General features: G+C 65.9%; 27 protein-coding genes. 6 read left to right on the top strand and 21 right to left on the bottom strand.

The features are described from left to right. Nucleotides 1-5 precede the first annotated feature (5 nt). The 4 genes from FQ775_RS19405 to cysG are packed head-to-tail and all read right to left on the bottom strand — an operon-like array spanning nt 6 to nt 4,176. The gene (locus tag FQ775_RS19405) at nt 6-749 is read right to left on the bottom strand and encodes a phosphoadenylyl-sulfate reductase (RefSeq protein ID WP_146298828.1); all 744 of its coding nucleotides are present in this window, start codon (nt 747-749) and stop codon (nt 6-8) included. After that, entirely contained in the window at nt 724-2,394 is a 1,671-nt protein-coding gene (locus tag FQ775_RS19400) for a nitrite/sulfite reductase (protein ID WP_146298829.1), read from the bottom strand. The genes FQ775_RS19405 and FQ775_RS19400 overlap by 26 nt, the downstream gene beginning before the upstream one ends. A gap of 27 nt (nt 2,395-2,421) precedes the next feature. Then, nucleotides 2,422-2,730, bottom strand: coding sequence for a DUF2849 domain-containing protein (locus FQ775_RS19395; protein ID WP_146298830.1), 309 nt, complete (start codon nt 2,728-2,730; stop codon nt 2,422-2,424). 18 nt (nt 2,731-2,748) lie between these two features. Then, the gene (gene cysG / locus FQ775_RS19390) at nt 2,749-4,176 is read right to left on the bottom strand and encodes a siroheme synthase CysG (protein WP_146298831.1); all 1,428 of its coding nucleotides are present in this window, start codon (nt 4,174-4,176) and stop codon (nt 2,749-2,751) included. Between the two features lie 259 nt (nt 4,177-4,435). Here cysG and FQ775_RS19385 point away from each other — a divergent pair, with 259 nt between their 5' ends. Further along, a complete protein-coding gene (locus FQ775_RS19385; RefSeq protein WP_146298832.1) occupies nt 4,436-4,885 on the top strand; it encodes a baeRF12 domain-containing protein in 450 nt (149 codons plus the stop codon). 9 nt (nt 4,886-4,894) lie between these two features. On the opposite strand, the gene FQ775_RS19380 is transcribed toward FQ775_RS19385, so the two are convergent. The 7 genes from FQ775_RS19380 to FQ775_RS19350 form a co-directional block, all read right to left on the bottom strand. Next, nucleotides 4,895-5,734: an alpha/beta fold hydrolase gene (locus tag FQ775_RS19380; RefSeq protein WP_146298833.1), complete on the bottom strand. Its 840-nt coding sequence runs from the start codon at nt 5,732-5,734 to the stop codon at nt 4,895-4,897. After that, entirely contained in the window at nt 5,734-6,846 is a 1,113-nt protein-coding gene (locus FQ775_RS19375) for a branched-chain amino acid ABC transporter permease (protein WP_146298834.1), read from the bottom strand. Before FQ775_RS19375 ends, FQ775_RS19380 begins: the two co-directional genes overlap by 1 nt. 5 nt (nt 6,847-6,851) lie before the next feature. After that, nucleotides 6,852-7,850 carry a branched-chain amino acid ABC transporter permease gene (locus FQ775_RS19370; protein WP_206064781.1) on the bottom strand — a complete coding sequence of 333 codons (999 nt, stop codon included), beginning with the start codon at nt 7,848-7,850 and terminating at the stop codon, nt 6,852-6,854. A 103-nt stretch (nt 7,851-7,953) separates the two neighbouring features. After that, entirely contained in the window at nt 7,954-8,673 is a 720-nt protein-coding gene (locus FQ775_RS19365) for an ABC transporter ATP-binding protein (protein WP_146298835.1), read from the bottom strand. Further along, nucleotides 8,673-9,443: an ABC transporter ATP-binding protein gene (locus FQ775_RS19360; RefSeq protein ID WP_146298836.1), complete on the bottom strand. Its 771-nt coding sequence runs from the start codon at nt 9,441-9,443 to the stop codon at nt 8,673-8,675. Before FQ775_RS19360 ends, FQ775_RS19365 begins: the two co-directional genes overlap by 1 nt. 120 nt (nt 9,444-9,563) lie before the next feature. After that, a complete protein-coding gene (locus FQ775_RS19355) occupies nt 9,564-10,772 on the bottom strand; it encodes a substrate-binding domain-containing protein (RefSeq protein ID WP_146298837.1) in 1,209 nt (402 codons plus the stop codon). 100 nt (nt 10,773-10,872) lie between these two features. Then, complete coding sequence (locus FQ775_RS19350) at nt 10,873-12,417, bottom strand: AMP-binding protein (RefSeq protein ID WP_146298838.1); 1,545 nt, start codon at nt 12,415-12,417, stop codon at nt 10,873-10,875. Nucleotides 12,418-12,530: 113 nt separating this feature from the next. On the opposite strand from FQ775_RS19350, the gene FQ775_RS19345 reads away from it, so the two are divergent. From FQ775_RS19345 to FQ775_RS19330, 4 genes are all read left to right on the top strand, one after another. Next, entirely contained in the window at nt 12,531-13,088 is a 558-nt protein-coding gene (locus tag FQ775_RS19345; protein WP_146298839.1) for a helix-turn-helix transcriptional regulator, read from the top strand. Between the two features lie 120 nt (nt 13,089-13,208). After that, complete coding sequence (locus FQ775_RS19340; protein WP_146298840.1) at nt 13,209-14,240, top strand: TRAP transporter substrate-binding protein; 1,032 nt, start codon at nt 13,209-13,211, stop codon at nt 14,238-14,240. 136 nt (nt 14,241-14,376) lie between these two features. After that, on the top strand, nt 14,377-15,075 hold the full coding sequence (locus tag FQ775_RS19335; protein WP_146301867.1) for a D-lyxose/D-mannose family sugar isomerase: 699 nt from the start codon (nt 14,377-14,379) through the stop codon (nt 15,073-15,075). Then, the gene (locus tag FQ775_RS19330; protein ID WP_146298841.1) at nt 15,072-15,686 is read left to right on the top strand and encodes a nucleoside/nucleotide kinase family protein; all 615 of its coding nucleotides are present in this window, start codon (nt 15,072-15,074) and stop codon (nt 15,684-15,686) included. The genes FQ775_RS19335 and FQ775_RS19330 overlap by 4 nt, the downstream gene beginning before the upstream one ends. Nucleotides 15,687-15,704: 18 nt before the next feature. Here FQ775_RS19330 and FQ775_RS19325 read toward each other — a convergent pair whose 3' ends face one another. The 4 genes from FQ775_RS19325 to FQ775_RS19310 all read right to left on the bottom strand — a co-directional run bounded on the left by FQ775_RS19325 (nt 15,705) and on the right by FQ775_RS19310 (nt 19,329). Beyond that, nucleotides 15,705-16,556 (bottom strand): HTD2 family dehydratase, encoded by an 852-nt coding sequence (locus FQ775_RS19325; RefSeq protein WP_146298842.1) that lies wholly within the window; start codon nt 16,554-16,556, stop codon nt 15,705-15,707. Further along, complete coding sequence (locus tag FQ775_RS19320; RefSeq protein ID WP_146301868.1) at nt 16,553-17,662, bottom strand: CaiB/BaiF CoA transferase family protein; 1,110 nt, start codon at nt 17,660-17,662, stop codon at nt 16,553-16,555. The genes FQ775_RS19325 and FQ775_RS19320 overlap by 4 nt, the downstream gene beginning before the upstream one ends. 76 nt (nt 17,663-17,738) lie before the next feature. After that, nucleotides 17,739-18,383 (bottom strand): maleylacetoacetate isomerase, encoded by a 645-nt coding sequence (gene maiA / locus FQ775_RS19315; protein ID WP_146298843.1) that lies wholly within the window; start codon nt 18,381-18,383, stop codon nt 17,739-17,741. Between the two features lie 109 nt (nt 18,384-18,492). Further along, nucleotides 18,493-19,329: an alpha/beta fold hydrolase gene (locus FQ775_RS19310; protein WP_146298844.1), complete on the bottom strand. Its 837-nt coding sequence runs from the start codon at nt 19,327-19,329 to the stop codon at nt 18,493-18,495. A gap of 102 nt (nt 19,330-19,431) precedes the next feature. Between FQ775_RS19310 and FQ775_RS19305 the strand changes: the two genes are divergently transcribed. Continuing rightward, nucleotides 19,432-19,947, top strand: coding sequence for a winged helix-turn-helix transcriptional regulator (locus tag FQ775_RS19305; RefSeq protein WP_146298845.1), 516 nt, complete (start codon nt 19,432-19,434; stop codon nt 19,945-19,947). A gap of 37 nt (nt 19,948-19,984) precedes the next feature. Here FQ775_RS19305 and FQ775_RS19300 read toward each other — a convergent pair whose 3' ends face one another. The 6 genes from FQ775_RS19300 to FQ775_RS19275 all read right to left on the bottom strand — a co-directional run bounded on the left by FQ775_RS19300 (nt 19,985) and on the right by FQ775_RS19275 (nt 25,731). Then, nucleotides 19,985-20,326: a winged helix-turn-helix domain-containing protein gene (locus tag FQ775_RS19300; protein WP_146298846.1), complete on the bottom strand. Its 342-nt coding sequence runs from the start codon at nt 20,324-20,326 to the stop codon at nt 19,985-19,987. Between the two features lie 64 nt (nt 20,327-20,390). After that, nucleotides 20,391-21,494, bottom strand: a complete 1,104-nt coding sequence (modC, locus tag FQ775_RS19295; protein WP_146298847.1) for a molybdenum ABC transporter ATP-binding protein — start codon at nt 21,492-21,494, stop codon at nt 20,391-20,393. Beyond that, nucleotides 21,491-22,192: a molybdate ABC transporter permease subunit gene (gene modB, locus FQ775_RS19290; RefSeq protein WP_146298848.1), complete on the bottom strand. Its 702-nt coding sequence runs from the start codon at nt 22,190-22,192 to the stop codon at nt 21,491-21,493. The genes modC and modB overlap by 4 nt, the downstream gene beginning before the upstream one ends. Nucleotides 22,193-22,194: 2 nt before the next feature. Next, complete coding sequence (gene modA, locus FQ775_RS19285; protein WP_146298849.1) at nt 22,195-22,995, bottom strand: molybdate ABC transporter substrate-binding protein; 801 nt, start codon at nt 22,993-22,995, stop codon at nt 22,195-22,197. A gap of 213 nt (nt 22,996-23,208) precedes the next feature. Continuing rightward, entirely contained in the window at nt 23,209-25,263 is a 2,055-nt protein-coding gene (locus FQ775_RS19280; RefSeq protein WP_146298850.1) for a bifunctional aldolase/short-chain dehydrogenase, read from the bottom strand. A gap of 60 nt (nt 25,264-25,323) precedes the next feature. After that, complete coding sequence (locus FQ775_RS19275; RefSeq protein WP_246730181.1) at nt 25,324-25,731, bottom strand: cupin domain-containing protein; 408 nt, start codon at nt 25,729-25,731, stop codon at nt 25,324-25,326. Between the last annotated feature and the right edge of the window lie 35 nt (nt 25,732-25,766).

Here is a 25,766-nt window from a genome sequence, read left to right as displayed (position 1 = left end):
CAATCCTAATGCGAGGCCTTGGCCGCCGATTCCATGCCGGGGAGATGAATGCCGCACTCGGTCTTGGCCTGACCGGCCCAGCGCCCGCTGCGCGCATCCTCGCCGGGCTTGACCGGCTCGGTGCATGGGAAGCAGCCGATCGACAGATAGCCATAAGCGACCAGCGGGTTCTCGCGCAACTGGTGGCGGCGCATGTAGTCGGCAAGATCGCTGGTGCCCCAGGACGCCAGCGGGTTGATGCGGATGCGCGGCCCGACCGCCTCGAAGACGGGCAGTGCAGCGCGGGTCGTCGCCTGGAACCGCTTGCGCCCGGTGAACCAGGCACCGAAGGGCTCGACGGCCCGGGCCATCGGCTCGACCTTGCGGATGTCGCAGCAGGCATCGGTGTCGCGCTGGTGCAGGGTGCCCTCGGGATCGTACGCCACCAGGAGATCGTCGCGCGGCGTGACGATGCGCAGATCGCCAATGCCGAGATCGGCGGCGAGCAGGTCGCGATATTCCAGCGTCTCACCGAAATGCTTGCCGGTGTCGAGGAAGAGCACCGGCACCGACGGGTCGACGCCGGCCAGCATGTGAAGCAACACCGCCGAGTCGGCGCCGAAGGAGGAGACGGCGGCGACATCGTCGGCGAAAAGCTCCTTCACCGCGGTCTCGATCACCGCGGCCGGAGCCAGTCCGCCGTGACGCGCTTCGAGTTCGGCGGCGAGCGCTTCGGCGTCGGCCTCAGGCAGCCTTGGCTTCGTGGCCATAAAGGGCCTCCTTGAACGGTGCAGCACCGACGCGGCGATAGGCGTCGATGAAACGCTCGGACGGATCGGTGCGCAGGCCGAGATAGGTGTCGACGACGGTCTCGATGGCGTCGGTGACCTGGTCAGGCGCAAAACCACGACCAACGATCTCGCCGATCGAGGTGTTTTCGTCACCGGAGCCGCCAAGCGTGATCTGGTAAAGCTCGGCGCCCTTCTTCTCGACGCCGAGAATGCCGATATGGCCGACATGGTGGTGTCCGCAGGCATTGATGCAGCCAGAGATCTTCAGCTTCAGCTCGCCGATGTCGCGCTGGCGCTCCAGCGAGGCGAAACGCTCGGAGATCTCCTGGGCGACCGGGATCGAGCGCGCATTGGCGAGCGCGCAATAGTCGAGGCCGGGGCAGGCGATGATGTCGGTGATCAGGTTGGAATTGGCCGTCGCCAGACCGGCCTCGGCCAGCGCGGCGTAGACGGCCGGCAGGTCGGCGCGGGCGACATGAGGCAGGATCAGGTTCTGCTCGTGGCTGACCCTGATCTCGTCGAAGGCGTATTTTTCGGCCAAGTCGGCGACCAGCTCCATCTGTGCGTCGGTCGCGTCGCCCGGCGCCTCACCGATGCCTTTCAGCGAGATCGTGACGGCGGCGTAATCGGGATGCCGGTGCGTGGTGAGGTTTTGTTGCGCCCAATCGGCAAAGCCCCTGGAATCGAGCCCGGCGACACGAACCGCCTCATCACCTTCGGGCCTGTCGACCAGAGCTGGCGGAGCGAAATAAGCCTCGATGGCGCGGATATCGGCGTCGGGCAGCTTGAGTTCGGTGTCCTTCAGTGCCGCGAACTCGGCCTCGACCTGGCGCGTCAGTTCCTCGGTGCCGGTCTCGTGGACGAGAATCTTGATGCGTGCCTTGTATTTGTTGTCGCGACGGCCGTGCAGATTGTAGACGCGCAGGATCGCGGTGCAGTAGGCGAGCAGATCCTGCTCGGGCAGGAAGTCCCTGATCTTCTTGGCGATCATCGGCGTGCGACCCTGACCGCCGCCGACATAGACGGCGAAGCCGAGCTCGCCCTCGGCGTTCTTCTTCAGATGCAGGCCGATATCGTGGACCTGGATCGCCGCGCGGTCGCGCTCGGCGCCGGTGACCGCGATCTTGAACTTGCGCGGCAAATAGGAAAACTCCGGATGAACGGAGGACCATTGCCGCAGGATCTCGGCATAGGGGCGCGGGTCGGCGACTTCGTCGGCGGCGGCGCCGGCGAAATGGTCGGCGGTGACGTTGCGGATGCAGTTGCCCGAGGTCTGGATAGCATGCATCTCGACGCTGGCCAGGTCATCCAGGATCGCCGGGATGTCGGACAGCGCCGGCCAGTTGTACTGGATGTTCTGCCGCGTGGTGAAGTGGCCATAACCCTTGTCATAGGTGCGCGCGATATGGGCAAGCATGCGCATCTGGCGCGCGCTCAGGGTGCCATAGGGGACGGCGACACGCAGCATATAGGCGTGAAGCTGCAGGTAGACGCCGTTCATCAGCCGCAGCGGCTTGAACTGATCCTCGGTGATCTCGCCGGCCAGGCGGCGCTCGACCTGGTCGCGCAGTTCGGCGACGCGGGCGTTCACGAAACTCTGGTCGAATTCGTCGTAGCGGTACATGGCTCTGGTCTCTTTCAGCGCGCCGCATCAGGCGGCGTGCGTATCTTTCGCGGTGGCCTGCTTGCCGAGATCGAGTCGGTTGGTCGGGCCGGCGGCGCGGATGCGCTCGCGCAGCCTCTTCGGCACGATGACGCCGCCATCGAGATCGACGTCGATCAGGTCGACGTCGACGACCTCGTTGTTGGCGGCCGCCCTTTCGCCAATCTGGCGCAGCTTCTCCTCGTTATCGCTGTCGCGCGCGATCTCAGCGCCGGCGATCACCTCGATCCAGCCGTTGTCGGCGGAAAACCAGACGGCTTCCCCATCAACGAGCCGGTTTGCGGTCAGAACCTTCATGGCTTCTGTTCTTTCCGGTCAGGCCGCCATTGCCGCGGTCCTGCGGGCGGCGAGCGGGGTCGAGCGGTCGAAATTGGCGCCGGCCACCGCATCGCCGATGATGGTCATGACCGGGCCGGTCAGGTCAGCGCGGTCCTGGAGCGCGGGCAGGTCGGCGAGGGTGCCGTGATAGAGCCGCCGGCCTGACAGGCTGGCGTTCTCGACCACGGCGACGGACGTGTCGGACGAAAGGCCCGACGCGATCAGCCGGCCGGCGACCTCGGCGGCGACCGAGCGGCCCATATAGACGGCGACGGTGGCACCGGAGATGGCGAGGCGCGCCCAGTCGGGCAAGGTGTTGCCCTTGAGGTCGTGACCCGTGGTGAAGACCATCGAGGAGGTTACCCCACGCAAGGTCAGCGGCAGCTCGAAATCGGCAGCAGCGGCAAAGGCGGCAGTCACGCCGGGCACGACCTCGTAATCAATGCCGGCATCGCGCAGCGCCTGCATTTCCTCGCCGGCGCGGCCGAAAACCAGCGGATCGCCGCTCTTCAGGCGCACCACGCGCTTGCCGGCCTCGCCGTAGGCGACCAGCATGGCGTTGATCTCGGCCTGCGACTTGGAGTGGCAGCCCTTGCGCTTGCCGACCGCGACACGCTCCGCATCGCGCCGGCCCATCTCGACAACCGCTTCGGGCACGAGCGCGTCGAAGAGGATGACGTCGGCCAGCATGAGCAGGCGCTGGGCACGCAAGGTGAGAAGGTCCTCGGCGCCGGGCCCCGCGCCGACCAGCGCGACGTGGCCGCGCTGGGCAGTCTCCTGATGCAGCAGCCGTTCGGCGGCCTCCTGCGCCTCGGAGATGTGGCCGATCTCCATCAGCCGGGCAGGCTCGCCTTCGAAGAAGTCGCGCCAGAAGCGCCGCCGCACGCTGCCGCGCGGCAAAAGCCGCTCGACCGCGTCGCGGTAGGCGGCGGCCATGCGCGCCAGCGGGCCGAGTGCCGGCGAAAGCATGCGGTCGATGCGGGCGCGGATCATCTGGGCGAGCACGGGCCCGGCGCCTTCGGTGCCGATCGCCACCGCGACGGGGGCGCGATTGACGATGGCCGGGGTCAGGAAATCGCAGATCTGCGGGCGGTCGACGGCGTTGACCGGGATCTTCCGCAACCGCGCATCGGCGACGATGCGGCCGTCGGCGGCCTCGTCGCCAGTCGCGGCGAAGACCAGCACGGCACCGTCCAGATGCGCATCGCGATAGGGCTCAGTGATGAACTCGGCGTCGAAACGTCGTGCGAAGGCCGCGAGTTCTGACGCGGGCTGCTCGGCGACGAGGCGGATTCTGGCCGTGCACTGCGCGACGAGCCGCGCCTTGGCGAGCGCTTCCTCGCCGCCACCGACGATGACGACGGTCCGGTCCTCGACCCGCATGAAGACGGGAAAGGTGTTCAGCTTGCCTGCGTCCGCAGCCATTGCGGCCATTCTCCTTCGATTGGCGCAATTGTCGTCGAATGGCTCGTTTTGCAGAAGAAACCGCCTCGCGCTGGCGGTTACGGGCCGCAATCCGTTTTCTGTGCTGCGCCCCAGAGCGGGAAAAAAATTCCCCGCTCACCATGCGCCGGGACAGCGACAGGAACGCAATTCTTTGCGATACGTTTCCGATAGTCGGAGGCGGCGGTACCCACGACGGCCGGCTTGCCTCCCGTCAAGGACAAATCACTGGGAGCATGACATGGCGCTCGCGAAACTGGAAACCGGCACCTGGGTGCTCGTGGCAGACGGCGAAAGGGCACTGTTCCTGCGCAACGAAGGGACGGCCTTCGAGCCCCGGCTCGAAGTGGTCGACCGGGCCCAACAGGAAAACCCGCCAACGCATGATCAGGGCACCGACCGCCCGGGGCGGCTCAATGACGGGTCGGACCACCATCGCAGCGCCGTCCAGGAAACCGATTGGCACCGCATCGCCAAGGAGCGCTTTGCCGACGAGATCGCGGACAAGGTCTCTGCCCTCGCGCTGAAGGATGCCTTCAAGCAGATCGTGCTGGTCGCGCAGCCGCATGTGCTGGGTGAACTGCGCAAGAAGCTGCACAAGGAGGCGGAAGGGCGGATAAAGGCGGAAGTGCCGAAGACCCTGACCAACCACTCCCTGCCGGAGATCGAAAAGGTTCTGATGGACGGCTGATCGGGGCCGCTACTGGGCCAAGAACTCGCGCAGAAGGGCAATTTCCGCCTCGCTCGCCAGCGTCGGAGCATGGCCGCAATCGGGAAAGGTCACCAGCCGCGGTTTGGGGCCGCGTCGGGTCATCTCCTCGGCGACGGCTGCCGGCAACACGTCTGAGGCGGCGCCGCGCAAGAGCAGGCTCCTGGCGGTGACGGCGTCATATTTGTCCCAGACGTCGAGGTCGCCCTTGTGGAGCGTGAACTGGGTGACGATCGCCGGGTCGTAATGGACCGTCACCTTGCCGGAATCGGTACGGCGCATAGAGGTGTCGGCCATGCGGCGCCAGAAAGCGTCCGTGTTGGCGCCAAAGGGCGCGTAGTTCTCGCGCAGCCAGGCCTCAAGCTCGGCAACGGTATCATAGACCGGCGGATTGCCTACATAGGAAGCGATGCGGCCGCTGCCCTCGGCGGGAATGTCGGGACCGATATCGTTGACGACGAGGTGGCTGATGCGATCCTTCAAGGCGCCGGCGGCGAGCGTTACCCCGATCAGCCCGCCCATCGAGGTGCCGACCCAGCGCAGCCGGTTGATGCCATAGTGTTTCAGCATGGCAAGCGCGGTGTCACCGAAGGTCTTGTACGAATAGTCGCCGCCGCCGGGCCGCGACCAGCTCGACAGGCCGCGCCCGAGCGTGTCCGGGCAGAGCACGAAATATTCGTCGGATAGGGCGGCGGCGGCCTCGTCGAAATCGCGGCCGGTGCGGGCCAGCCCGTGCCACATGACGAGCGCCGGACGGGCCGGATCGCCCCACTCGGTGACGTGCAGCTCGTGCCCGGCGGCGGGAACATAGGTCGAGCGTGGCGAATGCATCAATGGTTTCCCTTTTTCATGAGGGTTCCCGCGATTCCCGCCGGGAAAAAATACACCAGCAGGATGAACAGCACGCCGAGCCACAACAGCCAGCGGTCGGGATTGAGGAGCTCGGGCAAGAGCGGCACGCCGGCAGTCGCCTCCGCCGCGACCTCCATCAGGTCCTTGAGGTAGAACTGGGCGAGGCTCATCAGCACAACGCCGATGACGGCGCCGATCAGCGTGCCCATGCCGCCGATCACCACCATCAGCAGGATGTCGATCATGATCGCGAAGGAGAGTACGACCTCGGGCCCGACATATTTGAGCCAGACGGCACGCAGAACGCCGGCGAGCGCGGCGATGACGGCGGAGATGCAAAAGATCGCGGTCCGGTAGCCGACGACGCGGTAGCCGATAGCCTCGGCGCGCAATTCGTTCTCGCGGATCGCCTGCAGCACGGTGCCCATCGGCGAGGCGACGATGCGCATCATGAAGAGGAAGAGGAGAAAGCTGCCGACGAAGACGAAATAGTAGGCGGCGATCTTGCCGTTGATAGCGACATCGAAGAAACGCAGCGTCTTTCCGTCGGCGTCGGTCAAGAGCTTGAAGGCCGGCGAGAACAGCCGCGGCACCTGGTAGGTGAAGCCGTCCTCGCCGCCGGTGAAATCCGACAGCTGATTGGCAAGCACCATCATCACCGAGGCGGCGGCGAGCGTGACCATCGCGAAGAAGATCGCCTTGACGCGCAGCGACAGCATGCCGATCAGCACCGCCAGCACGAAGGCGGCAACGACCCCGGCGCCGCCGCCGATGATAATGGCGTCCCAGCCCGGGCCCCAGCTCTTCAGAGCCATGGAGGTGCCATAGGCACCGAGGCCGAAGAACATGGTGTGGGCGAAGGAGACGATGCCAGTGTAGCCGATCAGGAGATCGTAGCTGGCGACCAGGACGATGAAGACGCAGATGCGCGCGGCAACCTCCTGGGCGCGGACATCGGGAAACAGGAACGGCGCGAAGGCAAGGCAGAGCCCGATCGCCAGCGCAATGGCGTAGACCGCGAGGCGGCCGACGGGAATGCGGCGCGGGCGTGCCGGCGCGGAAGCAAGGTCGGAGATCGACTGGTCGGACATGGCCGCTACCCCCTGATCGCCGGCTTGAGCCCGAACGGACGCCACAGCAGGATCGCCATCATCAGGATCATGTTGGAGGCGAGCGAGAGCTTCGGGAACAGGAAGGCGACATAGTTGGAGAGGAGCCCGACCAGGATGGCGCCGAGGAGCGATCCCTCGATGGAGCCGAGGCCGCCGATGATGACGACGATGAAGACCAGGATCATCAGTTCCCCACCGAGCGCCGGCGTGATCAGTCCCTGATAACCGGCCCACATGGCGCCGCCCATCGCGGCCAATGCCGACCCGGCCATGAAGACGCCGATGAACAGCCGGTCGATGCGGAAGCCGAGCGCTTCCACCATCTCGCGGTTCTCGACGCCTGCACGGATCAGCAGCCCGATGCGGGTGCGGTTGAGCGCATAATGCATGGCGACGTAGACCAGAAGCCCGAGCAGGAAGGCAAAGATGCGGTAGATCTCGATCGCCACGTCGCCGATGATCAGCGAGCCGTCGAGCACGCGCGGACGCGGCACCGCGACCGGGGCGCCGCCCCAGATCGCCAGCAGAAGCTGCTCGGCGACGATCAGCGCGCCAATGGTGATCAGGATCTGGCGCAGATGGTCCTTGTAGACGGGCTTGACGATGACGCGCTCGAAGAACCAGCCAGCCCCGGCCCCGAAGGCGGTGGCAGCGGCGATGGCGAGAATCAGCGCCGCGACGTTGAGCACGGCACTTTCGCCGCCGACCCAACCGGCCAGCGCCGCCAGTGCCGACGCGGCGATGAAGGCGCCGAACGAGACGAAGGCGGAGTGGCCGAAATTGAGGACGTCCATCAGCCCGAAGATGAGTGACAGGCCCGACGCCATCAGGAAGATCATCATGCCCATGGCGAGCCCGGCGACGGTCAGCGTGACCCAGGTCGACGGCGCGCCGATGAGCACGAAGGCGAGGAGCGCGATCGCGACGGGCAGGAGGTAGACGCCGCCGAGGCGGCTCAGCATTTCGGAGAACGCGTTCATCATGCGCCCCCTCCACCACTTTCGGTGGTCCTATTTCCCCGCTCCGCAGGGGAGGATGTGCGCCCTCCAGGCAGGATGTCTGCGGCGAAAATCACGGTTCGGTCCCTCAATGCGCTTCAAGCGAAAGGCTGAGCAGTCTGGTCTGCAAACCCTCGTCCGCGGCGAGGGCTGCCATGTCACCGTCATGAACAATGCGACCGTCGTCGATGACGGTGACGCCACGGCCCAGCGAACGGGCAAAAAGAAAATTCTGCTCGACCAGCAGGATGGTGGTCTCGGCGGCGATCTCCCGGAAGGCGTCGATCATGGCGCGGATGATCGCCGGGGCAAGGCCCTTGGTCGGCTCGTCGATCAGGATCATCTCACGCTTCTCGATGATGGCGCGCGAGATGGCGAGCATCTGTTTCTGGCCGCCGGAGAGCGCAAAAGCCTGCTTCGCCCAGAACTTTTCCATCGCCGGGAACAGCGCGAAGACGCGGTCGAGCCGGTCCTTGTCGAACTGACCCGAAGTGGTCGCCAAACGCATGTTCTCCTCGACGGTGAGGCCGCCGAAAATGCCCATGTTCTCCGGGACGAAAGCGATGCCGAGACGAGCGATGTCGGGCGTCGGCATGGCGGTGATGTCGTGATGGCGGAAGACGATTGCTCCCTTGCGCGCCCGCCACAGCCCCATGATGGTGCGCAGCGTCGTCGTCTTGCCGGCGCCGTTGCGGCCGAGAAGCACGTGAACACCACCTTCCGGCACGTCGAAGGAAACGCCATGCAGGATCTGGTACTGGGCGATATCGGTGTGGACGTCGTCGAGCCTAAGGATGGCGTCGCTCATCACGCGGCCTCCTCGTCGGCGCCGACGCCGAGATAGATCTCGCGCACGATGTCGAGCGCCATGACCTCGTCGGGCTTGCCGTCGGCGACGAGTTCGCCGTTGTGCAGGACGACGATGCGGTCGGCGAGCGCCCGCACCACATCCATCTTGTGCTCGACCAGGAGCACGGTCTTGGACGTGTCCTTCTTGATTTCGGCGATCAGGTCGAGGATTGCCGGCGCCTCGTCGACCGACATGCCGGCAGTCGGCTCATCGAACATGTAGATGTCGGGCTGCATGGCAACCAGCATGGCGACCTCGAGCTTGCGCTGATCGCCATGCGGCAGCGCGGCAGCGGGATAGTCGGCGACCGCGGCAAGCCTAGCGCTTTCGAGATGGCGGGCGGCTTCGGCGCGGACGTCGTGAAGCGCGGCAGCGCGGCGCATGATGCTCGGCCCGGCGCCCTGCCGGGCCTGCACGGCGAGGCGGACGTTTTCGAGTACCGACAACCGGGGAAACAGGTTGGTGAGCTGGAAGGCGCGGCCGATGCCGGCCTTGGCGCGCGCCGAGGGCGCGAGCCCGGTGATGTCCTGCCCGTCCTTGAAGATACGCCCCTCGCTCGGCCGCAGCTGGCCGGAGACGAGGTTGAACCATGTCGTCTTGCCGGCGCCGTTGGGACCGACGATCACGGTCAGCTCGCCCGGCCTGAAGGCGCAGGTGACGTTGTCGACAGCGGTGTGCCCGCCAAAGCGGATCGTCAGGTTTTCGGTATGGAGCGAGGGGCCAGGCATCGTTCCCAGGTTTCTGTTGCCGGCTATGGATAGCCTTATCCGTCGGCGACTCTTCCAGAGGGTGGCCGAGGAGAGCGAGGTCGGATGAGGGGTGCCGCAAGAGCACCCCTCGGCTGCATCCTATTCCTGGTTGTTCCGGCCGATCGGGATATCCATCTCCTCCGGCTTGATCTCGCGGACCAGCTCGGGGATCGCCCAGTCGACATTGTCGTCGACCTTGATCTTGAAGTGGTACATGGACTGCAGCGCCTGATGATCCTCGGGGCGGAACATCATCGTGCCCTTCGGCGTCTCCCAGCTCATGCCTTCCATGGTCGAGATCAGGGTTTCGGTCTCCCAGTCCTCGGCGGTTTCCAGCGCCTTGACGATGGCGAGTGCGGCCGCCATGCCGCCGGCCGTGAAGAAGTCCGGAGGCGAACCGAAGCGATCCTGGTGTTCCTTGACCAGCCAGTCGTTGATCTCGTTCTTCGGGTTTTCATAGTAATAGTAGATCGCGCCTTCCATGCCGGGCACGCGCTTGTAGGTCGGCAGCACCGGCAGGATGTGGCCACCGGTCGAGATCTCGATGCCGTAGCGGGACGGATCGGCCGAGACCAGTGCGCCCATCGGGTCACCGGAGCCGGCGACGTAGATCAGCACGACCTTGCGGCCTTCCTTGTCCTTGAGCGCGTTGAACAGGCGCTCGATGGTGGCCGTGTAATCCGTAGTCTTGAGCGGCACATATTCCTCGGCGACGACCGTCGCGCCGGTGCCCTCGAGCGCCTTCTTGAAAGCGGCGATACCGTCCTTGCCGAAGGCATAGTCCTCGGCGAGCGTCGCGACACTGAGGTTCGCGTCCGGCTTCAGGGCCAATGCCTGGGCCTGCATGTCCATCGACGAATTGCGCGAGGTCTTGAACACGTAGCGGTTGGAATCCGGGCCGGTGAGGGAGTCGGCGACGGCCGGCTCGACCAGAAGAATGCGTTCATATTCGGCGGCGATCGGCAACATTGCCGTGGTCACGCCCGAAGACGTGCCGCCGACGGCGATCAGCACCTCGTCGTCGCCATAGGCTTCGGCGAGCACCGAACGTGCGACGTCTGGCTTGAACTGGGTGTCCTTCTCGATCACCTCGATCTTGCGGCCCTTGACCTCCATCGAACCGCCGGTGGCGTATTCGAGGCCGAGGTTGAAGCCGTTGGTGGTCTGCTTCGAGAACGCCTCGAGCGGCGAGCCCGAAAGGCCATGGATCAGGGCGATCTTGACCGGCCCGTCCTGCGCCAGCGCGCCGGAGAGACCGCCGACGGCGAGCGCCGTGGCAACCGTTAGTGCCGATAGAAGTCTTTTCATCGGTTTTCCTCCTTTGGATATGCGAAACTCCTAGCGCCTCGCCCGGCCGCCAAAGGCAGGCAGGACAGTGCTATGATGAGTGTGTGCGGGGCGCTCGACATCAAGCGTCCTCCCGGTGCGGCCGCGCGGCCAGCATGGTGCGCAGCTCGGTCTTCAGCACCTTGCCGTAATTGTTCTTGGGCAGCGCCTCGACAAAACGATAGGTCTTCGGCCGCTTGAAGCGGGCGATACGGTCAAGGCAATGGCCGTCGAGGAGCTTTTCGGACGGCGAGGTCCCCGGTCGAGCGACGACGAAGGCAATGACGGCCTCACCCCATTCGGGATCGGGCTCGCCGACGACCGAAACCTCGTGAACGTCCGGATGGGACAGCAGCGCCTCCTCCACCTCGCGCGGATAGATGTTGGCGCCGCCGGAGATGATGACGTCCCTGGAGCGATCCTTGAGCGTCAGGAAACCGTCGGAGTCGAGCGCGCCCATGTCGCCGGTCCAGAGCCAGCCATCGCGCAGAGTGGCGGCGGTGGCCACCGAATTTTGCCAGTAGCCGCGCATGACGGGCGCGCCGCGCACCACGACCTCGCCGGTCTCGCCTGCAGGCATGTCGCGGCCTTCGGCATCGACGACGCGGACCTCCACGCAGGATTGCGCGATGCCGACCGAGGCAAGGCGCTCCCGCCAGCGCGGGTGGGAGCGGCTAGCGACGAGATCGCGCGCAAGCGCGGTGATCGTCATCGGGCTCTCGCCCTGACCGTAGATCTGGCAGAAGCGCGGCCCCATGACGTCGACCGCTTCGACGATGTCGGCGAGATACATCGGCCCGCCGCCATAGACGATGGTGCGGATGCCGTCGCCATCTATGCCCGCGGCCTTGGCGGCGTCGACCAGACGGCGCACCATGGTGGGTGCCGCGAACATGTGCACGTCGCGCAACCTGGCGGCGTCCTCGAAGATTTCGGCCGGGTCGAAACCGGCGGATTCAGGCACAACGTGGCGGGCCCCCTTCAGCACGTGCTGGACGTTGTAGAGCCCAGCGCCATGGCTCATCGGCGCGGCATAGTAGGCCGCGTCGCTCGAAAAGACGGGATCGACGTCGACAAAGTAGGAAAGGGCCATGGCGTGGACATTGCCATGGGTGATCATGACACCTTTCGGCTTGCCGGTGGTGCCGGAGGTGTAGAACAGCCACGCCATGTCGTCGCGGCCGCGCGATACCGGCGCTGACAGCGAGTCGCTTGCGCAGGCTGAAGTGAACTCGGCCGAGCCAAGATCGATCATTTCGCGGCAGCTAGCCGGCATCTGCGGCGTCAGATCGTTGCCGAGATTTTCGGAGACGAAGGCAAGCTTGGCGCCGGAGTCCTCGAGAATCCACGCTGCCTCGCGCGGATGCAGCTTGGCGTTGACGGGTACCGCCACGGCGCCGGCGAACCAGATACCGTAGAAGGCCTCCAGATATTCGGTCGAATTGGCGGCGAATATTGCGACGCGGTCACCCGGCGCAATCCCCAAACGGGCACGGAGCGCATGGCCGAGGCTGGCGGCGCGTGACGCGAAACCGCGATAGTCCCGCACCACGGACGTGCCGCGCAGCAGCGCCGGTTCATCCGGGCGCATGGCCGCGCTTCTGACCAGCCATTCGGCCAGGTTCATGCCAGTCTTCCTCCCAACGCACTTCGCCGCCGCATCCATTCTTTTGTTGCGGGACGGCACGCAGTGGTACTATCCGACTGGCAGGGTCAGGGCACAATATCGTACAAATACGCATGACGGACCGCGAAGACACGCTTCGGGAGCTCGCCTTCGAACACGCGCCGGTGGGCATCGTGCTGACCGAAAACCGGGTCATCCGGGCCTGCAACATCACCTTCGCCGAGATGTTCGGCTATGCCCGGCACGAGCTTGTCGACCAGCTGTTCGTGATTCTCTATCCGTCCTTCGAGGAGTTCGTGCGCATCCGCGACGTGGGCGTCGAGCCGCTCAGGACGACGAACCGCTATTCCGACGAGCGCATCATGGCACGCAAGGACAAGAGCCTGTTCTGGTGCCGGGTGCGCGGCCATTCCTTCACTCGCGAGGAGCCGCTGGCGCGCGCGGTCTGGACCTTCGCCGACCTTTCGGCCTCGCGCCCGGTGATGCGGCTGACGACGCGCGAACGCCAGATCGTCATGCATCTGGGCGAAGGCCGCACCAGCAAGGAGATCGCGCGGCTGCTGTCGATATCACCGCGCACGGTGGAAGCGCACCGGGCACGGCTTCTGAAGAAATTCCACGCCGCCAATGTTGCCGAGCTGCTCGCGAGCTTGAGCGGCATGCCGCATTGAGCCAAGGCCAGGCCTAGGCCTGGCGGCGCCGTCGATCGTGTTAACGTTGGCTCAAGATGCATCTGTACGCAGAATTAGTTCTGCGATATAACAATGAGGGTTCCACGGGAGGAGAACGCCATGACCACCCTGAAGAAGATCATCATATCCGCTGCCGCCTTCGGCGCAATGACTGCAATGTCGTTCGCACAGGACGTGACACTGCGGCTTCACCAGATGCTGCCGCCGCAGGCGACCATTCCGGCCAAGGCGCTGACGCCCTGGGCCGAAAAGGTTCAGGCCGAATCGAACGGCCGCATCAAGATCGACCTGTTCCACGCCATGTCGCTCGGCGGCAAGCCGCCGGAACTCTACGACCAGGCAAAGGACGGCGTGGTCGATCTGATCTGGACCGTCATCGGCTACACGCCGGGCCGCTTTCCGGCCACCGAAGCCTTCGAGTTGCCTTTCATGATGACGACTGGGGAGGCGACTTCGCGCGCCTTCCAGGAGTATTGTGAAAAGCATTGCATGGACGAGTTCGCCGGCGTGAAGGTCATCGCCTGGCACGCCCACGGCCCCGGACTGATCCACTCCAAGAACCCGGTCAACAAGCTCGAGGACATGAACGGCATCAAGATCCGCGGCGGCTCGCGCGTCATCAACCAGATGCTGGAGAAGCTGGGCGCAACGCCGGTCGGCATGCCGGTGCCGGCGGTTTCGGAAGCCCTGTCGAAGGGCGTCATCGACGCCACGACCATTCCCTGGGAGGTGACACCGGCGCTCAAGGTCAGCGAACTGGTTAAGAACCACACCGGCTTTTCGGGCAAGAACGGCCTTTACACGCTGACCTTCGTGTTCGCCATGAACCAGGATGCCTATGACAAGCTGCCCGACGACCTGAAGGCGGTGATCGATGCCAATTCCGGCATGGAGGCCGCGGCCATGCTCGGCCGGACCATGGATCAGGGCGACGAGATCGGGTTGTCGATCGCGCAAAAGCTCAACAACAACATCATTACCCTCGACGAAGCCGAAACCCAGCGCTGGAAAGATGCGGCGACGCCGCTGATCGAGGCCTGGCAGGCCGAGATGGACGCCAAGGGCCTCGACGGCAAGGCGCTGGTCGAGGAAGCGCGCGCGCTGGTCGAAAAGCACTCCGCCGGCATGTGACGCGATCAACAGGGCTCCCATGAAGCTTGACGGCCGCGGCCCCGCCGCGGCCGTTTTTTGCGACCGTGCGGGCCTTCCACGCGAGATTTCCGGCCGCTAATTTGGAGCCTCACGGGAGACGCGCCGGATGGCTTCGATGAAGCGCTCAACGGTCAACAACATCATCGCCGAAGCCGACGGCTTCATTCGCTCCTTTGGCTACAGGCTGCCGCCCTTCGCCTATTGGAGCCCGTCGGACATGAAAGCGCGCCGCGACGAGATCGGCGGTATCGTGGATGCCAGGCTCGGATGGGATATCACCGATTACGGCGAGGGCCGGTTCGATGAGCTCGGCCTGTTCCTGTTCACGGTGCGCAACGGCCGCGCCGCCGACCTCACCGCCGGGCGCGGCATGCTTTACGCCGAAAAGATCATGATCTCGCGGCGGGACCAGCTGTCGCCGATGCATCGCCACGTGGTGAAGGCGGAAGACATCATCAATCGCGGCGGCGGAACGCTGGCGCTGGAGCTTTTCGCCTCCGGGCCGGACGGCAGCATCGACCGCGCGGCACCCGTCGCGGTGCCGACCGACGGCGTCACGCGTCACCTTGCCGCCGGCGACGTCCTGAAGCTCGCCCCGGGCGAGAGCGTGACCTTGCATCCCGGCGTCTGGCACGCCTTCTGGGCCGAAGACGACGATGTGCTGATCGGCGAGGTGTCGACGGTGAACGACGACCTGACCGACAACGTATTCGCCGAGCCGCTCAGCCGCTTCTCCGGCATCGAGGAGGATGCTGAACCCCGCTACCTGCTTGTCTCCGACTACGAGGCGTGGCTCGGGGCGGCAGGCCGATGAGCGAGATCGCGCATCTGGCCGCGACGGTGTTCCGCCGCGCCGCGGGCCGCTCCCGCTTTGTCGTCGGCATCGCCGGACCGCCGGGGGCCGGCAAGTCAACCCTGGCGGAGGCGCTGCTGCCGCTGCTTCCCGACGGCTCCGCCGCGGTCGTGCCGATGGACGGCTTCCACTACGACAACGCAGTCCTCGACGAGCGCGGCCTGCGGGCCAGGAAGGGAGCCCCGGAAACCTTCGATTTCGACGGCTTGCATGTGCTCCTGAGCCGCCTTGCCGCCGGTGAGGCGGAAGTCGCGGTGCCGCTTTTCGACCGCGCCGCCGATCTGGCCCGCGCCGGCGCCGCCATTATCGCACCGGCGGTCCGCTTCATCCTCGTCGAAGGCAACTACCTGCTGCTCGACGAGGCCCCATGGACGCAGCTCGCGCCACTTCTGGACCATACGGTGTTTCTGGAGGTCGACGAAAGCGAACTCGAACGGCGGCTGGTGCAGCGCTGGCTCGACCACGGCCACGACGCCGAGGCGGCGCGGCAGCGCGCGCTTTCCAACGACATTCCGAACGCGCGCCGCGTCGCCGAAAGACGGCGCACGGCCGACCTCGTGCTCAGGCTCTGAGATCCGCGCCGGCCGCCGCTACCACTCCGCTTCCGCGCGGATATGCGGGTTGTCGCGGTCGTTGCCGGTCCACAGATCGGCGCCGCCCTCGCGGTTCAGCCCCTTGCAGATAATGTCGCCGCCGTCGATCAGCGGCCTCTGGCCACGGAACGAGAACCGCCGCGGCGGAACGCCGTCATGCATGCGCTGCGCAAGAACAAGTAGCAGTGCCGCCTGCAAGGGCCCGTGCACGACAAGCCCGGCATATCCTTCGATCCCGGTCGCATAGCTGCGATCGTAGTGGATGCGGTGGCCATTGAAGGTCAGCGCCGAATAGCGGAAGAGCAGCGTCGGCGTCGCCGCAACCTTGGTCACCGCATCCGCCGGCGTATCGGCGAAGGAACTATCCTCTGCGGTCGCCTGTGGGGCGCCGGCGGTTTCCGCGCGGTAGACGAGGTCCTGCTCCTCGCGAACCGCAAGTCCGCGCCCGGTCGAAATTTCGTGCTGCACGGTAACGAACCAGAGTTCGCCGCTGCGACCCCGCTTGTGCTCGATGTGGCGCACGGTGGAGATCCGCTCGACCGCGTCGCCGACCCGCAGGGCATCCAGAAACTCCAAGCGGCCGCCAGCCCACATGCGCCTTGGCAGAGGCACCGGCGGCAGAAAGCCACCGGTGGCCGGGTGGCCGTCGCGCCCGAGAGCGCCCATTGGCAGGCTCGGCGGACAGAGGCACCAATGGATACCTTGCGGCGCGGCGTCGCCTTCGATCGGCTCCTCGATTTGGTCGAGTACGGTCGCCGCATAAGATTGCGCCAGCCGCCCGGTCAGAACGTCCTTTTGCCGCTCGCAGCGGCCGATCCACGCGGTGAGGTCCGACATTCCGCCGTTCATGGAGCCTCGCCCGCTATTGCATCCGCAAACTCGCGCCTGACGGCATCCGTATGTTCGCCCAGCCGCGGAACCGGCCCGAAGGGGCCGCGAGCATAAGGAGGCGCCGGGTAGGCGATCGCGCCGCCGACCGTCCCAACCTCGATGCGTCTCAGATGCGGATGACGGGCAAGGTCGGCGAGCGTGCTGACGCGGGCGAACGCGATATCGGCCGCCGTCAGTTCCGACGCGAGTTCATCAGCGGTCAGGGTAGCGAACACGGCGGCGACCGCGGTATCGGTCTCCTCGCGAACCGCGCAGCGCGCATCGTTGGTGGCAAAGCGCGGGTCGGTTCCGAGGTCGGCGCGGCCGAGCACACGTTCGGCCAACACCCGCCATTCACGGTCGCTCTGGATGGAGATCAGGAAGTCGCTGCCGTCGGCGGTACGAAACACGCCATAAGGCGCGATCGAGGGGTGCGCCAGGCCGACCCGACCGGGAGATTTGCCGCCCTCGTGCTGAAGCAGCGGCACCGTCATCCAGTCGGCCATGGTGTCGAACATCGAGATCCGGATATCGGCGCCCCGGCCGGTGCGCCCCCGCGCGATCAAGGCCTCAAGGATCGCCTCGTAGGCGGCAAGCCCGGCTGCGACATCGACCACCGAGACGCCGACGCGCGCCGGCCCGTCCCGCCCCCCGGTGATGCCGGCGAGCCCGCATTCAGCCTGGATCAACAGGTCGTAGGCCTTGCGCGTGGCGTAGGGGCCGCTGTCACCATAACCCGAGACCGAACAGATGATGAGGCCGGGATAGGCCGCGGCCAGCCGCTCGCGCGCGAAGCCAAGCTTTTCCAATGCTCCCGGCTTGAGGTTCTGGACAAAGATGTCGGCGCGGGAGAGCAGGGCCTCCAGCAGGGCACGATCACCTTGATCGGCGAGGTCGAGGCAGACAGATTGCTTGCCACGGTTCAACCACACGAAATAGGCGCTCTCGCCGCCGGCGAGGCGGTCGTAGTAGCGGGCGAAGTCGCCCTCCGGCCGCTCGACCTTGATCACCCGCGCCCCGGCGTCCGCCAGGCGGGCCGAGCACATCGGCGCGGCCACCGCCTGTTCGACCGAGACGACAAGCATCCCGGAAAGCGGCTTCGTGCTCAATGCGGGCCTCCCATCACCCCACCATCCGGTCCGTCAATACGCCGGAACACGCTCAGCCCGCATCCCCCTGCATCTCCGGCGCGGCGACCCTGAACGGCTCAAGGGCGTTGCAATTGTCGGCAATCGCCGTGATCGTCGGGAAATCGATGAGCGGGCATTCGAAGCGCCGCGCATTATAGACCTGAGGCACCAGGAACGCGTCGGCCAGGGTCGGGCTGTCGCCGAGCGTGAAAGCGCCGGTGCGGCCGGCCCCGACAAGCTGCGCCTCAAGACCGGCGAAGCCGACCGCGACCCAGTGGCGATACCAGGCAATCCTGGTGTCGTCCCCGAGTTGCAACGGTCCCGTCAGATGGTTGAGGACGCGCAGATTGTTGAGCGGATGGATGTCGCAGGCAACCGCCGACATCACCGAACGCACATATGCACGTTCGACCGCATCGGCCGGCAGCAGCGCGGGCTCGGGGTGCCGTTCCTCGAGATATTCGCAGATCGCCGTCGACTGCGTGAGCACGGCGTCGCCATCCTCAAGCGCGGGAACCAGCCCTTGCGGGTTGACGGCGCGATAGCTGCTGGACCGGTGCTCGCCGCCATTGTTGACCAGGTGGATGTATTCAGGTTGCCAGGCGAGTCCCTTGAGGCCGAGCACGATGCGAACGCGGTAGGCGGCCGAGGAACGGAAATAGGTATAGAGCTTCAAGACGATTGACCCCGGGCGTGCAGCAGGAAAGGGCGACGGGGTTTGCGTCCATCATTTCCGGGCGAAGGTCAAGCTCCGAGCCAGCACCAAGCCCCGCGCCTATGCGCATTCAGCCGGCTGCATGCGTTGCAATCGCGTCGATGATCGCTCCCCAGTCGTGCGGATGCAATTCGTGCCCGCCACCCTCGATACAGACCAGTCTCGATCCCGATACTTCAGCGGCGAGCGCCTCGCCATGATCGAGCGGAAAGATGGGGTCGCTGGTGCCATGGATGACGAGGAGCGGCGGCTCGAGTTTCGCCAGCGGCGTGGCCGGTCGCGCGCCGGCCCCGACCATGAAGTGGTTGGTGGCGCTGAGATAGCCGCCGGAGCGATCGCAATCACGCTCGATGAAGGCGCGGGCGGCCGCGCTATCGTGCGCGTGCGCTGTGCTCGCGATCTGGCGCGCATCTTCGGCGACATAGGCCACGGCCTGCGCGCGATCCGACCAGTCCACGGCCTCGCCCCTGGCCGCATGGGCCTGGTAGGCCGGCGTCATGCCCGGCAGGCGCGAGGCGTCGACGCCTATCGGCGAGGTGCTGATCGCGGTCAGCGTGCGCACCCGCTGCGGCCGCGACAACGCGGCGATCTGGGCAATCATGCCGCCCAGCGAGATGCCGACGAGATGCGCTGCATCGAGACCGTGCGCGTCGATGACGCGAAAGGCGTCATCAGCCATGTCGGCCATCGAATAGCCCGGTTCACCCACAGGGAACCGGCTCGACAGCCCGGTGTCGCGATTGTCATAGCGGATGACGAAGAACGCACGCGCGGCGAGACGCTGGCAGAAAGCGTCCGGCCACCACAGCATGGAAGCCATGGCACCCATGATGAGGAGCATGGCCGGGTCGCGCGGCGTACCGAACGCCTCGGTTGCGATCTCCAGATTGCCATCGCGCACGATCATGACGGTTACCTCCACTCGCTCGATCAAAGTGATTGCTTTTTGCAAGCGGTTATCGTATAGTTCGAGCAGTTCGGAAATGCAACCGGTTTTTCGAGGCGGGTGATGAACGAGACACACAGGTCGGGTTGTCCCATCAACCTGTCGCTGGAGGTTTTTGGCGACAAGTGGTCGCTCTTGATCCTTCGCGACATGATTTTCGGCGGGAAACGCCATTTTCGCGAGCTTTTGCGCTCCGAAGAAGGGATCTCGTCCAATATTCTCGCCGACCGTATGCGGATGCTGGTCGAAATCGGCATGCTGACCAAGGCCGGCGACCCGAGCCACAAGCAGAAGGCGATCTACAGCCTGACCGAAAAGGCGATCACCCTGGTTCCGATCATGGCCCATCTCGGCGCCTGGGGCCGGCACTGGCTCCCGGTCACCGAAGAGCTGAGCATCCGCGCTAGGCTGATGGAAGAAGGCGGCCCCGAACTCTGGGAGGAGTTCATGGATGATCTGCGGGAAGAGCATCTCGGCATCGTTTCGCCTACGAAAGGAAGCCGTCTCACAGTACGCGAAAGACTTCAGGAGGCCTATCTGGAAGTCGTGGCGCGAAACCGGGGAGACGTGCCGGCCTGATCCGCCTTGCCCGTCGAGCAACACACTTTGGCGTCGGTCAGGCGGCGTCGATCTCGGCCTGCAGGGCCTCGATGTGTTGCGCGGCGGCGCTGCCGGCCGCGCGCTCGATGGCCCGAAAGCGGCTGACCACGGCGAGCCCCGCCGGCGTCAGTTCGGCGCCGCCGCCACGCTTGCCACCGGTGCGCGCCGCCACCAGAGGCTTGCCGAAGATGCGGTTCATCTCTTCGACCAGATCCCAGGCGCGCTTGTAGGACATGCCCATGCCGCGAGCAGCCGCGGATATCGAACCGAAGGCGGCGATGTTCTCGAGCAGGTCGATCTTGCCCGGTCCGATGCGCCCTTCCGGGTCGAGATTGATGCGCAGGCTGAGAGCCGGCATGCCTTTCTCCTGTGCCTGCATCCTGTCCTAGGTCGAGAATGCGCAAATGGGAAGGCCCGGCCACCTACGCGGCAGGCGCCGGCCGCGCCGTGTTGTGGCTGTCGAAGCTGATCGTCTTGACCACGGCAAACACGGCGCCGCCGGGCACGAGGCCAAGGGTGGCCGCCGACTGCCGGGTGATGCGCGCGACCAGAATCTCGCCATTGCAGTCGATCGAGGCGTCGAGCGCCGCTCCCTCGCGTGGCTCCAGCGCCCGAAGCGTGCCGGGCACGACGTTGAGCGCACTGAGACCCTCCGGGCGCCGCGTTGCCACGAGAACGTCGCGCGCCCTGATCCGAACGCGCAAGGTACTGCCCTCGGAAGCCGCGATTCGGGGCAGCCGGAAAGTCCCGGCCCGGGTCCGGAGCTCGGTCACGTCGAAGTTGTCGTCATGGCCGATGACGGTGCCGTCGAGCACGGCGCCGCCTTCGGGCTGTTCCTCGGCGCTCAGCAGGTCGAGCCGCTGCATGATCGCGGCGGTCGGCCCGGAAGCCGAAACACGGCCGCCTGCCAGCACCACCATGTCGGTGGCTAGGCGGCCGACCTCGGCTATCGAGTGACTGACATAGACGATGGGAATGCCGGCCTCATCGCGCAGCCTTTCGACATAGGGCAGAATTTCACCCTTGCGGGCGTCGTCGAGCGCGGCGAGCGGCTCGTCCATCAGGAGCAGGCGCGGGCTGGCGAGCAACGCACGGCCGATCGCCACTCTCTGCTTTTCGCCGCCCGACAGACCGGCGGGATGACGGTCCTGCAGATGGCCGATGCCGAGCAGATCGACAACGTGGTCGAAGTCGGCGTAGCGCTCGCCGGCAGGCACATAATTGCGGCCGTAGCGCAGATTGGCCGCCACGCTCATATGCGGAAACAGCCGCGCATCCTGGAAGACGTAGCCGACGCGGCGCCGGTGCGGCGGCAGGAACAGGCCGCTACCGGTGTCGACCAGAGCGCGGCCGTCGATCGACACGACGCCGCGCCGGGGCCGCACGAGGCCGGCGATGATGTTGGCGAGTGTCGTCTTGCCCGAGCCCGATGGCCCGAACAGCGCCGTAAGCCGCCCCTCGCTGTCAAAACGGCAATCGAGCGTAAAGTCGCCCTGCCGATGGCTGACATCCACGGACAGCATCAATCGGCCCCCGCGCCGCGGCCGGCGCGTCGCGCCAGAACCTCGGAGACAAGCAGCGCGGCCATGGCGATGGCAACCGAGATCAGCGTAAGGCGCAATGCCCCGGCCTCCCCGCCCGGCACCTGAAGGAAGGTGTAGATGGCGGAAGGCAGGGTCTGCGTCTCGCCCGGGATGTTGGAGACGAAGGTGATGGTGGCGCCGAACTCGCCCATCGCCTTGGCGAAGCAGAGGATCATGCCGGCGATGATGCCGGGGGCGATCAGCGGCAGCGTCACCGTCGCGAAAACGCGCAAGGGATTGGCGCCCAGCGTGGACGCAGCCTGTTCAAGGCGCCGGTCGACGGCCTCGATCGAAAGCCGCATGGCCCGCACCATCAGCGGAAAACCCATCACGGCGGCGGCCAGCGCGGCCCCGGTCCAGCGGAAGGAAAACACGATGCCGAACCAGGCTTCGAAGAGGCCGCCGATCGGCCCCTGGCGACCGAAGCCGAGCAGCAGGACGTAGCCGGTGACCACCGGCGGCAGGATGAGCGGCAGATGCACGACACCGTTCAGCAGCGACTTGCCGCGGAAGCGCCCGCGCGCCAGCAGCATGGCCGTCGCAAGCCCGAACGGCAGGCTCGCGAACATCGCCCACAGCGCCACCTTCAGCGAGAGGCGAACCGCGGTCCACTCCTCCGCGCTAAGGGCAAGCCAGTCCATGCTCAGTTCGAGAGCACCGGCGCAAGCACGGAAAAGCCTTGCGCCTCGAAGAGGCCCCGCGCGCTGTCCGACTGCAGGAATTTCAGGAAGGTGGCGGCATCGGGATGGGCCGACCCACCCACAAGCGCGGCCGGGTAGACGATGGGCGGGTGCGTTTCCGGCGGAAACCTGCCGACCACACGAACGTCGGGATCGGCGGCGGTGTCGGTCTCGTAGACGATGCCGAGCGGAGCCTCGCCCGTGGAGACCAGCGCCAGCGCGGCGCGCACGTTTTCGGCCTGGGCGAGGCGGTCGCGTACGCTTTCCCAAACCCCGAGCGTTTCGAGGGCGGCCTTGCCGTAGCGCCCTGCCGGCACGGCGTCGGTGTTGGCCATGGCAAGACGGCCGTCGCCAATGAGACCGGCAAGGCCAAAGCCGGGTTCGATTTCAATGGTTGCGTTGGACGTCGCCGGCGCGACCAGCACGATGCGATTGCCAAGCAGTTTCACCACGCTCGTCTCTTGCACCAGGCCCTTCGCTGCAAGATGCGCCATCCACTCCAGATCGGCCGAAACGAAGATATCCGCCGGCGCGCCGCGCTCGATCTGCCGTGCCAGCGCGGAACTGCCCGCATAGGAGATCACGACCCTTTGTCCGGTTTCCCTCATCCAGGCGTCAGCGGCGGCGTCAAGGGCGTTCTTGAGGCTGGCGGCGGCGAATACCAGCGGCCCGTCCGCCGCGACGGCACGGGGGGTCGTTACAGCAAGACCGACGACGATGAACAGAAGTGCGGCGAGCCCTCTGGCGGCATGGGCAAAGCGCATTAAAGCAACACCCCGGCGAGTACGGTTCGGACGGCAAAGCGATATATACAGTCAAACATAACCGCAATGCGACCGCAAGCGCGCCCGTGTCGTGCGAGCAGGACTTCAGGCTACGGCTGCGTTACCCGGCGGCGGGCCTCGATGGCAGGGCGGGGCGTGGATTTTTGCCCCGGAACCGCGCCGGCAGCTGTCAGCGATGCTGCCGGGCGAGGTCTAGCGAAGCGCGGCCGCGATGTTGCCGCCATCGACGGTGGCAACGCCGCCGGTGGTGCGGTCGGCCAGCGCGAGGTCGAGGAAGGCTTTGGCGACGTCGCGCGCCGTCACCTCCTGCCCAAGCAGATTTCCGGACAGATAGTCCTTCTCGGATACCTTGCGTGCCCTGGCACGGCTGGTAATCATCTCGTCGGTCAGCAGACCCGATCGGATACGGTCGGCGTTGACGGCGTTGGAGCGAATGCCGATCGCGCCGTATTCGAGTGCATATTGCCGCGACAGGAACAGGGTCGCGGCCTTGGGCAGCCCATAGGCGCCGAAATTGGCCCCGGGGTTCACGGCCTGCTTGGAGGCGTTGAAGAGCAGCGCGCCGCCCGTCCGCTGCTGTTTCATGATCCTGACCGCCTGTTGCGCGACTGCCTGGTGAGCAAAGAAATTGAGCTCGAAGCTTGCCCGCAGATCCTTGTCGGCAATGGTGCCGATTTCTCCTTCCGTCGCCGCACCCGCGTTGGAAACAAGAACGTCGACGCCGCCGAAGCGCGCGACCGCGGTCTGGAAAAGAGAGGCGACGCTTGCGGCGTCCGTCACGTCGCAGGCGACGCCGATCGACTGGTTGCCGGCGTTGCGGGCCGCCGCCTCGGCCGCGGAACGATCGAGGTCCGCGACCACCACGTGGGCGCCGTTCTCGGCAAAGAGCCTTGCCGTCGCAGCGCCGATCGCGCCGCCACCCCCGGTGACCACCGCGACCTGGCCGGTGAGCGGCAGGTATTTGGCGCCGGCGAGCTTAGCCTGCTCGAGCGACCAGTATTCGAGCCGAAACAGCTCGTCTTCCGGCAGCGGCGTAAAGCGGCCGAGCTTTTCGGCGCCGGTGACGGCCTCAATCCAGATCTCGCCGACATCGGCCGAAATGCGCGCGTCCTTGGCGGTGCGGCCGAAACCGAACAGCCCCAGCCCGGGCACCAGCGCGACGCGCGGCATCGGATCGAGCATGGTCCGCTCAATGTCGTCGAGGGCGTCGCAGCGTGCGAAGTAGGCCGAATAATAGTCGACGAAATCGGCGACGGCGCGCCGGGCCCGATCCGCCCAGCCGTCCAGATCATTGCCGTCCGGCGCCGGCAGGATGACCGGCCGGTTCTTCATGCGAATGGTAAGGTCGGGCGTCGAGACGCCGCGCGTGCCGTAGTCGGCGAGGTCGGCGCCGTCGACGAACCGGCGCACTTCGTCGGAGGTGCGGAACTCAGCGACAAAGCGGGTGAAGCGGCCTTCGCCGAGCGCCTGCGCGACAGCACCGCGAAGGATCGGCGCGATCGCTTCTGCGGGCGCAATCCCGGCCGGAAGCTTTGCCGGCGAAAAGACCGCCTTGCCGTTGGCCGCAACATGCGCTTCGGCGAGGCTGACGTAATGGATCATGCGCTCATAGGCCTCGCGGGCATTGTCGCCGAAAGTGAAGATGCCGTGCTTGTCGAGGATCAGCCCTTCGACCGACGGGTCGGCTTCGTAGACTTCCGCGGCCACCTTTGCGAGCTTGAACCCAGGCATGATGTAAGGAACGAAGCCAAGTTTCCGGCCGAACACCGTCCGGCAGATCGCTTCGCTGTCTTCCTGATCGACCAGCGCCAGGATCGCGGTGGAATGGGTATGGTCGACGAATTTGTGCGGCAGGAATGCGTGCAGCAGCGTTTCAACGGAGGGGTTGGGCGACTTGGGATCGAGCAGATTGAGCCGCTGCAGCGCCACCATGTCCTCGTCGGCAAGCGCGTCGAGCGCACGGGCGCGCAGCAGCGGCGCGAGTTTCACCGCCGGCAGGCCGGCGGGTTCGATCACCGCCATGTCCCAGCCGCTGCCCTTCACACACAGCACGTCATGGGTATCGCCGATCAGGTCCGTGCTGCGGGTCTTGTAGGAAGTGTTGCCGCCGCCATGCAAAACCAGGCTCGGATCGCCGCCGAGAAGCCGCGTCGTGTAGACGCGGAGCGCCATGTCGGCCTCGACGCCCTTTTTCGCGTATTCGGCGACGATCTTTTCGGCTTCGGTGTCGTTCCAGCGGCTGTCCATGGATTCCTCGATTTGTGTGCGAGCTTGCGGCGGGTCACGGCCGGCACCGGCGCGCGCGCCTCAGTTCGTTTCGTTGCCTTCGTCTTCGAGATTCACGTAGCAGTCCGGCGTGAAACGCGGTGTGCAGACGCAATAAAACTCGAGCTCCTCGCTTCCGTCATTGGTAATACGCTGTGCGGCCCCGGCGGCGATCAACGCCTGATCCCCGGCCATCAGCGGCTGGCGGCGCCCGTCGACTTCGAGAACGCCACGCCCCCTGCGGACCACATAACGTTCCACCACGCCGGCAAGGCAGTGCAACTGCGTCGTCACCCCAGGTTCCACGCGGGCGATGGCCAGCGAAACCTCGGGCGAGGCCGACGTGTTCAGCAACTCCGTGATGAAGCAGCGCTCCGCGGTCCAGAACTCCGCCGCAGCCGCGCCCGGAACAAACCAATCCGGCACCATCTCGTGCTGTTTCTCCCGCATGGATAGCGAGTTCGTAACCCAGAGATTGACAATTG

This window comes from Nitratireductor mangrovi (genome assembly GCF_007922615.2).
GTDB classification, from domain to species: domain Bacteria; phylum Pseudomonadota; class Alphaproteobacteria; order Rhizobiales; family Rhizobiaceae; genus Mangrovimarina; species Mangrovimarina mangrovi.
Note: the sequence above shows the minus strand (reverse complement) of the source record. Positions and strands in the feature narration are given on the sequence as shown.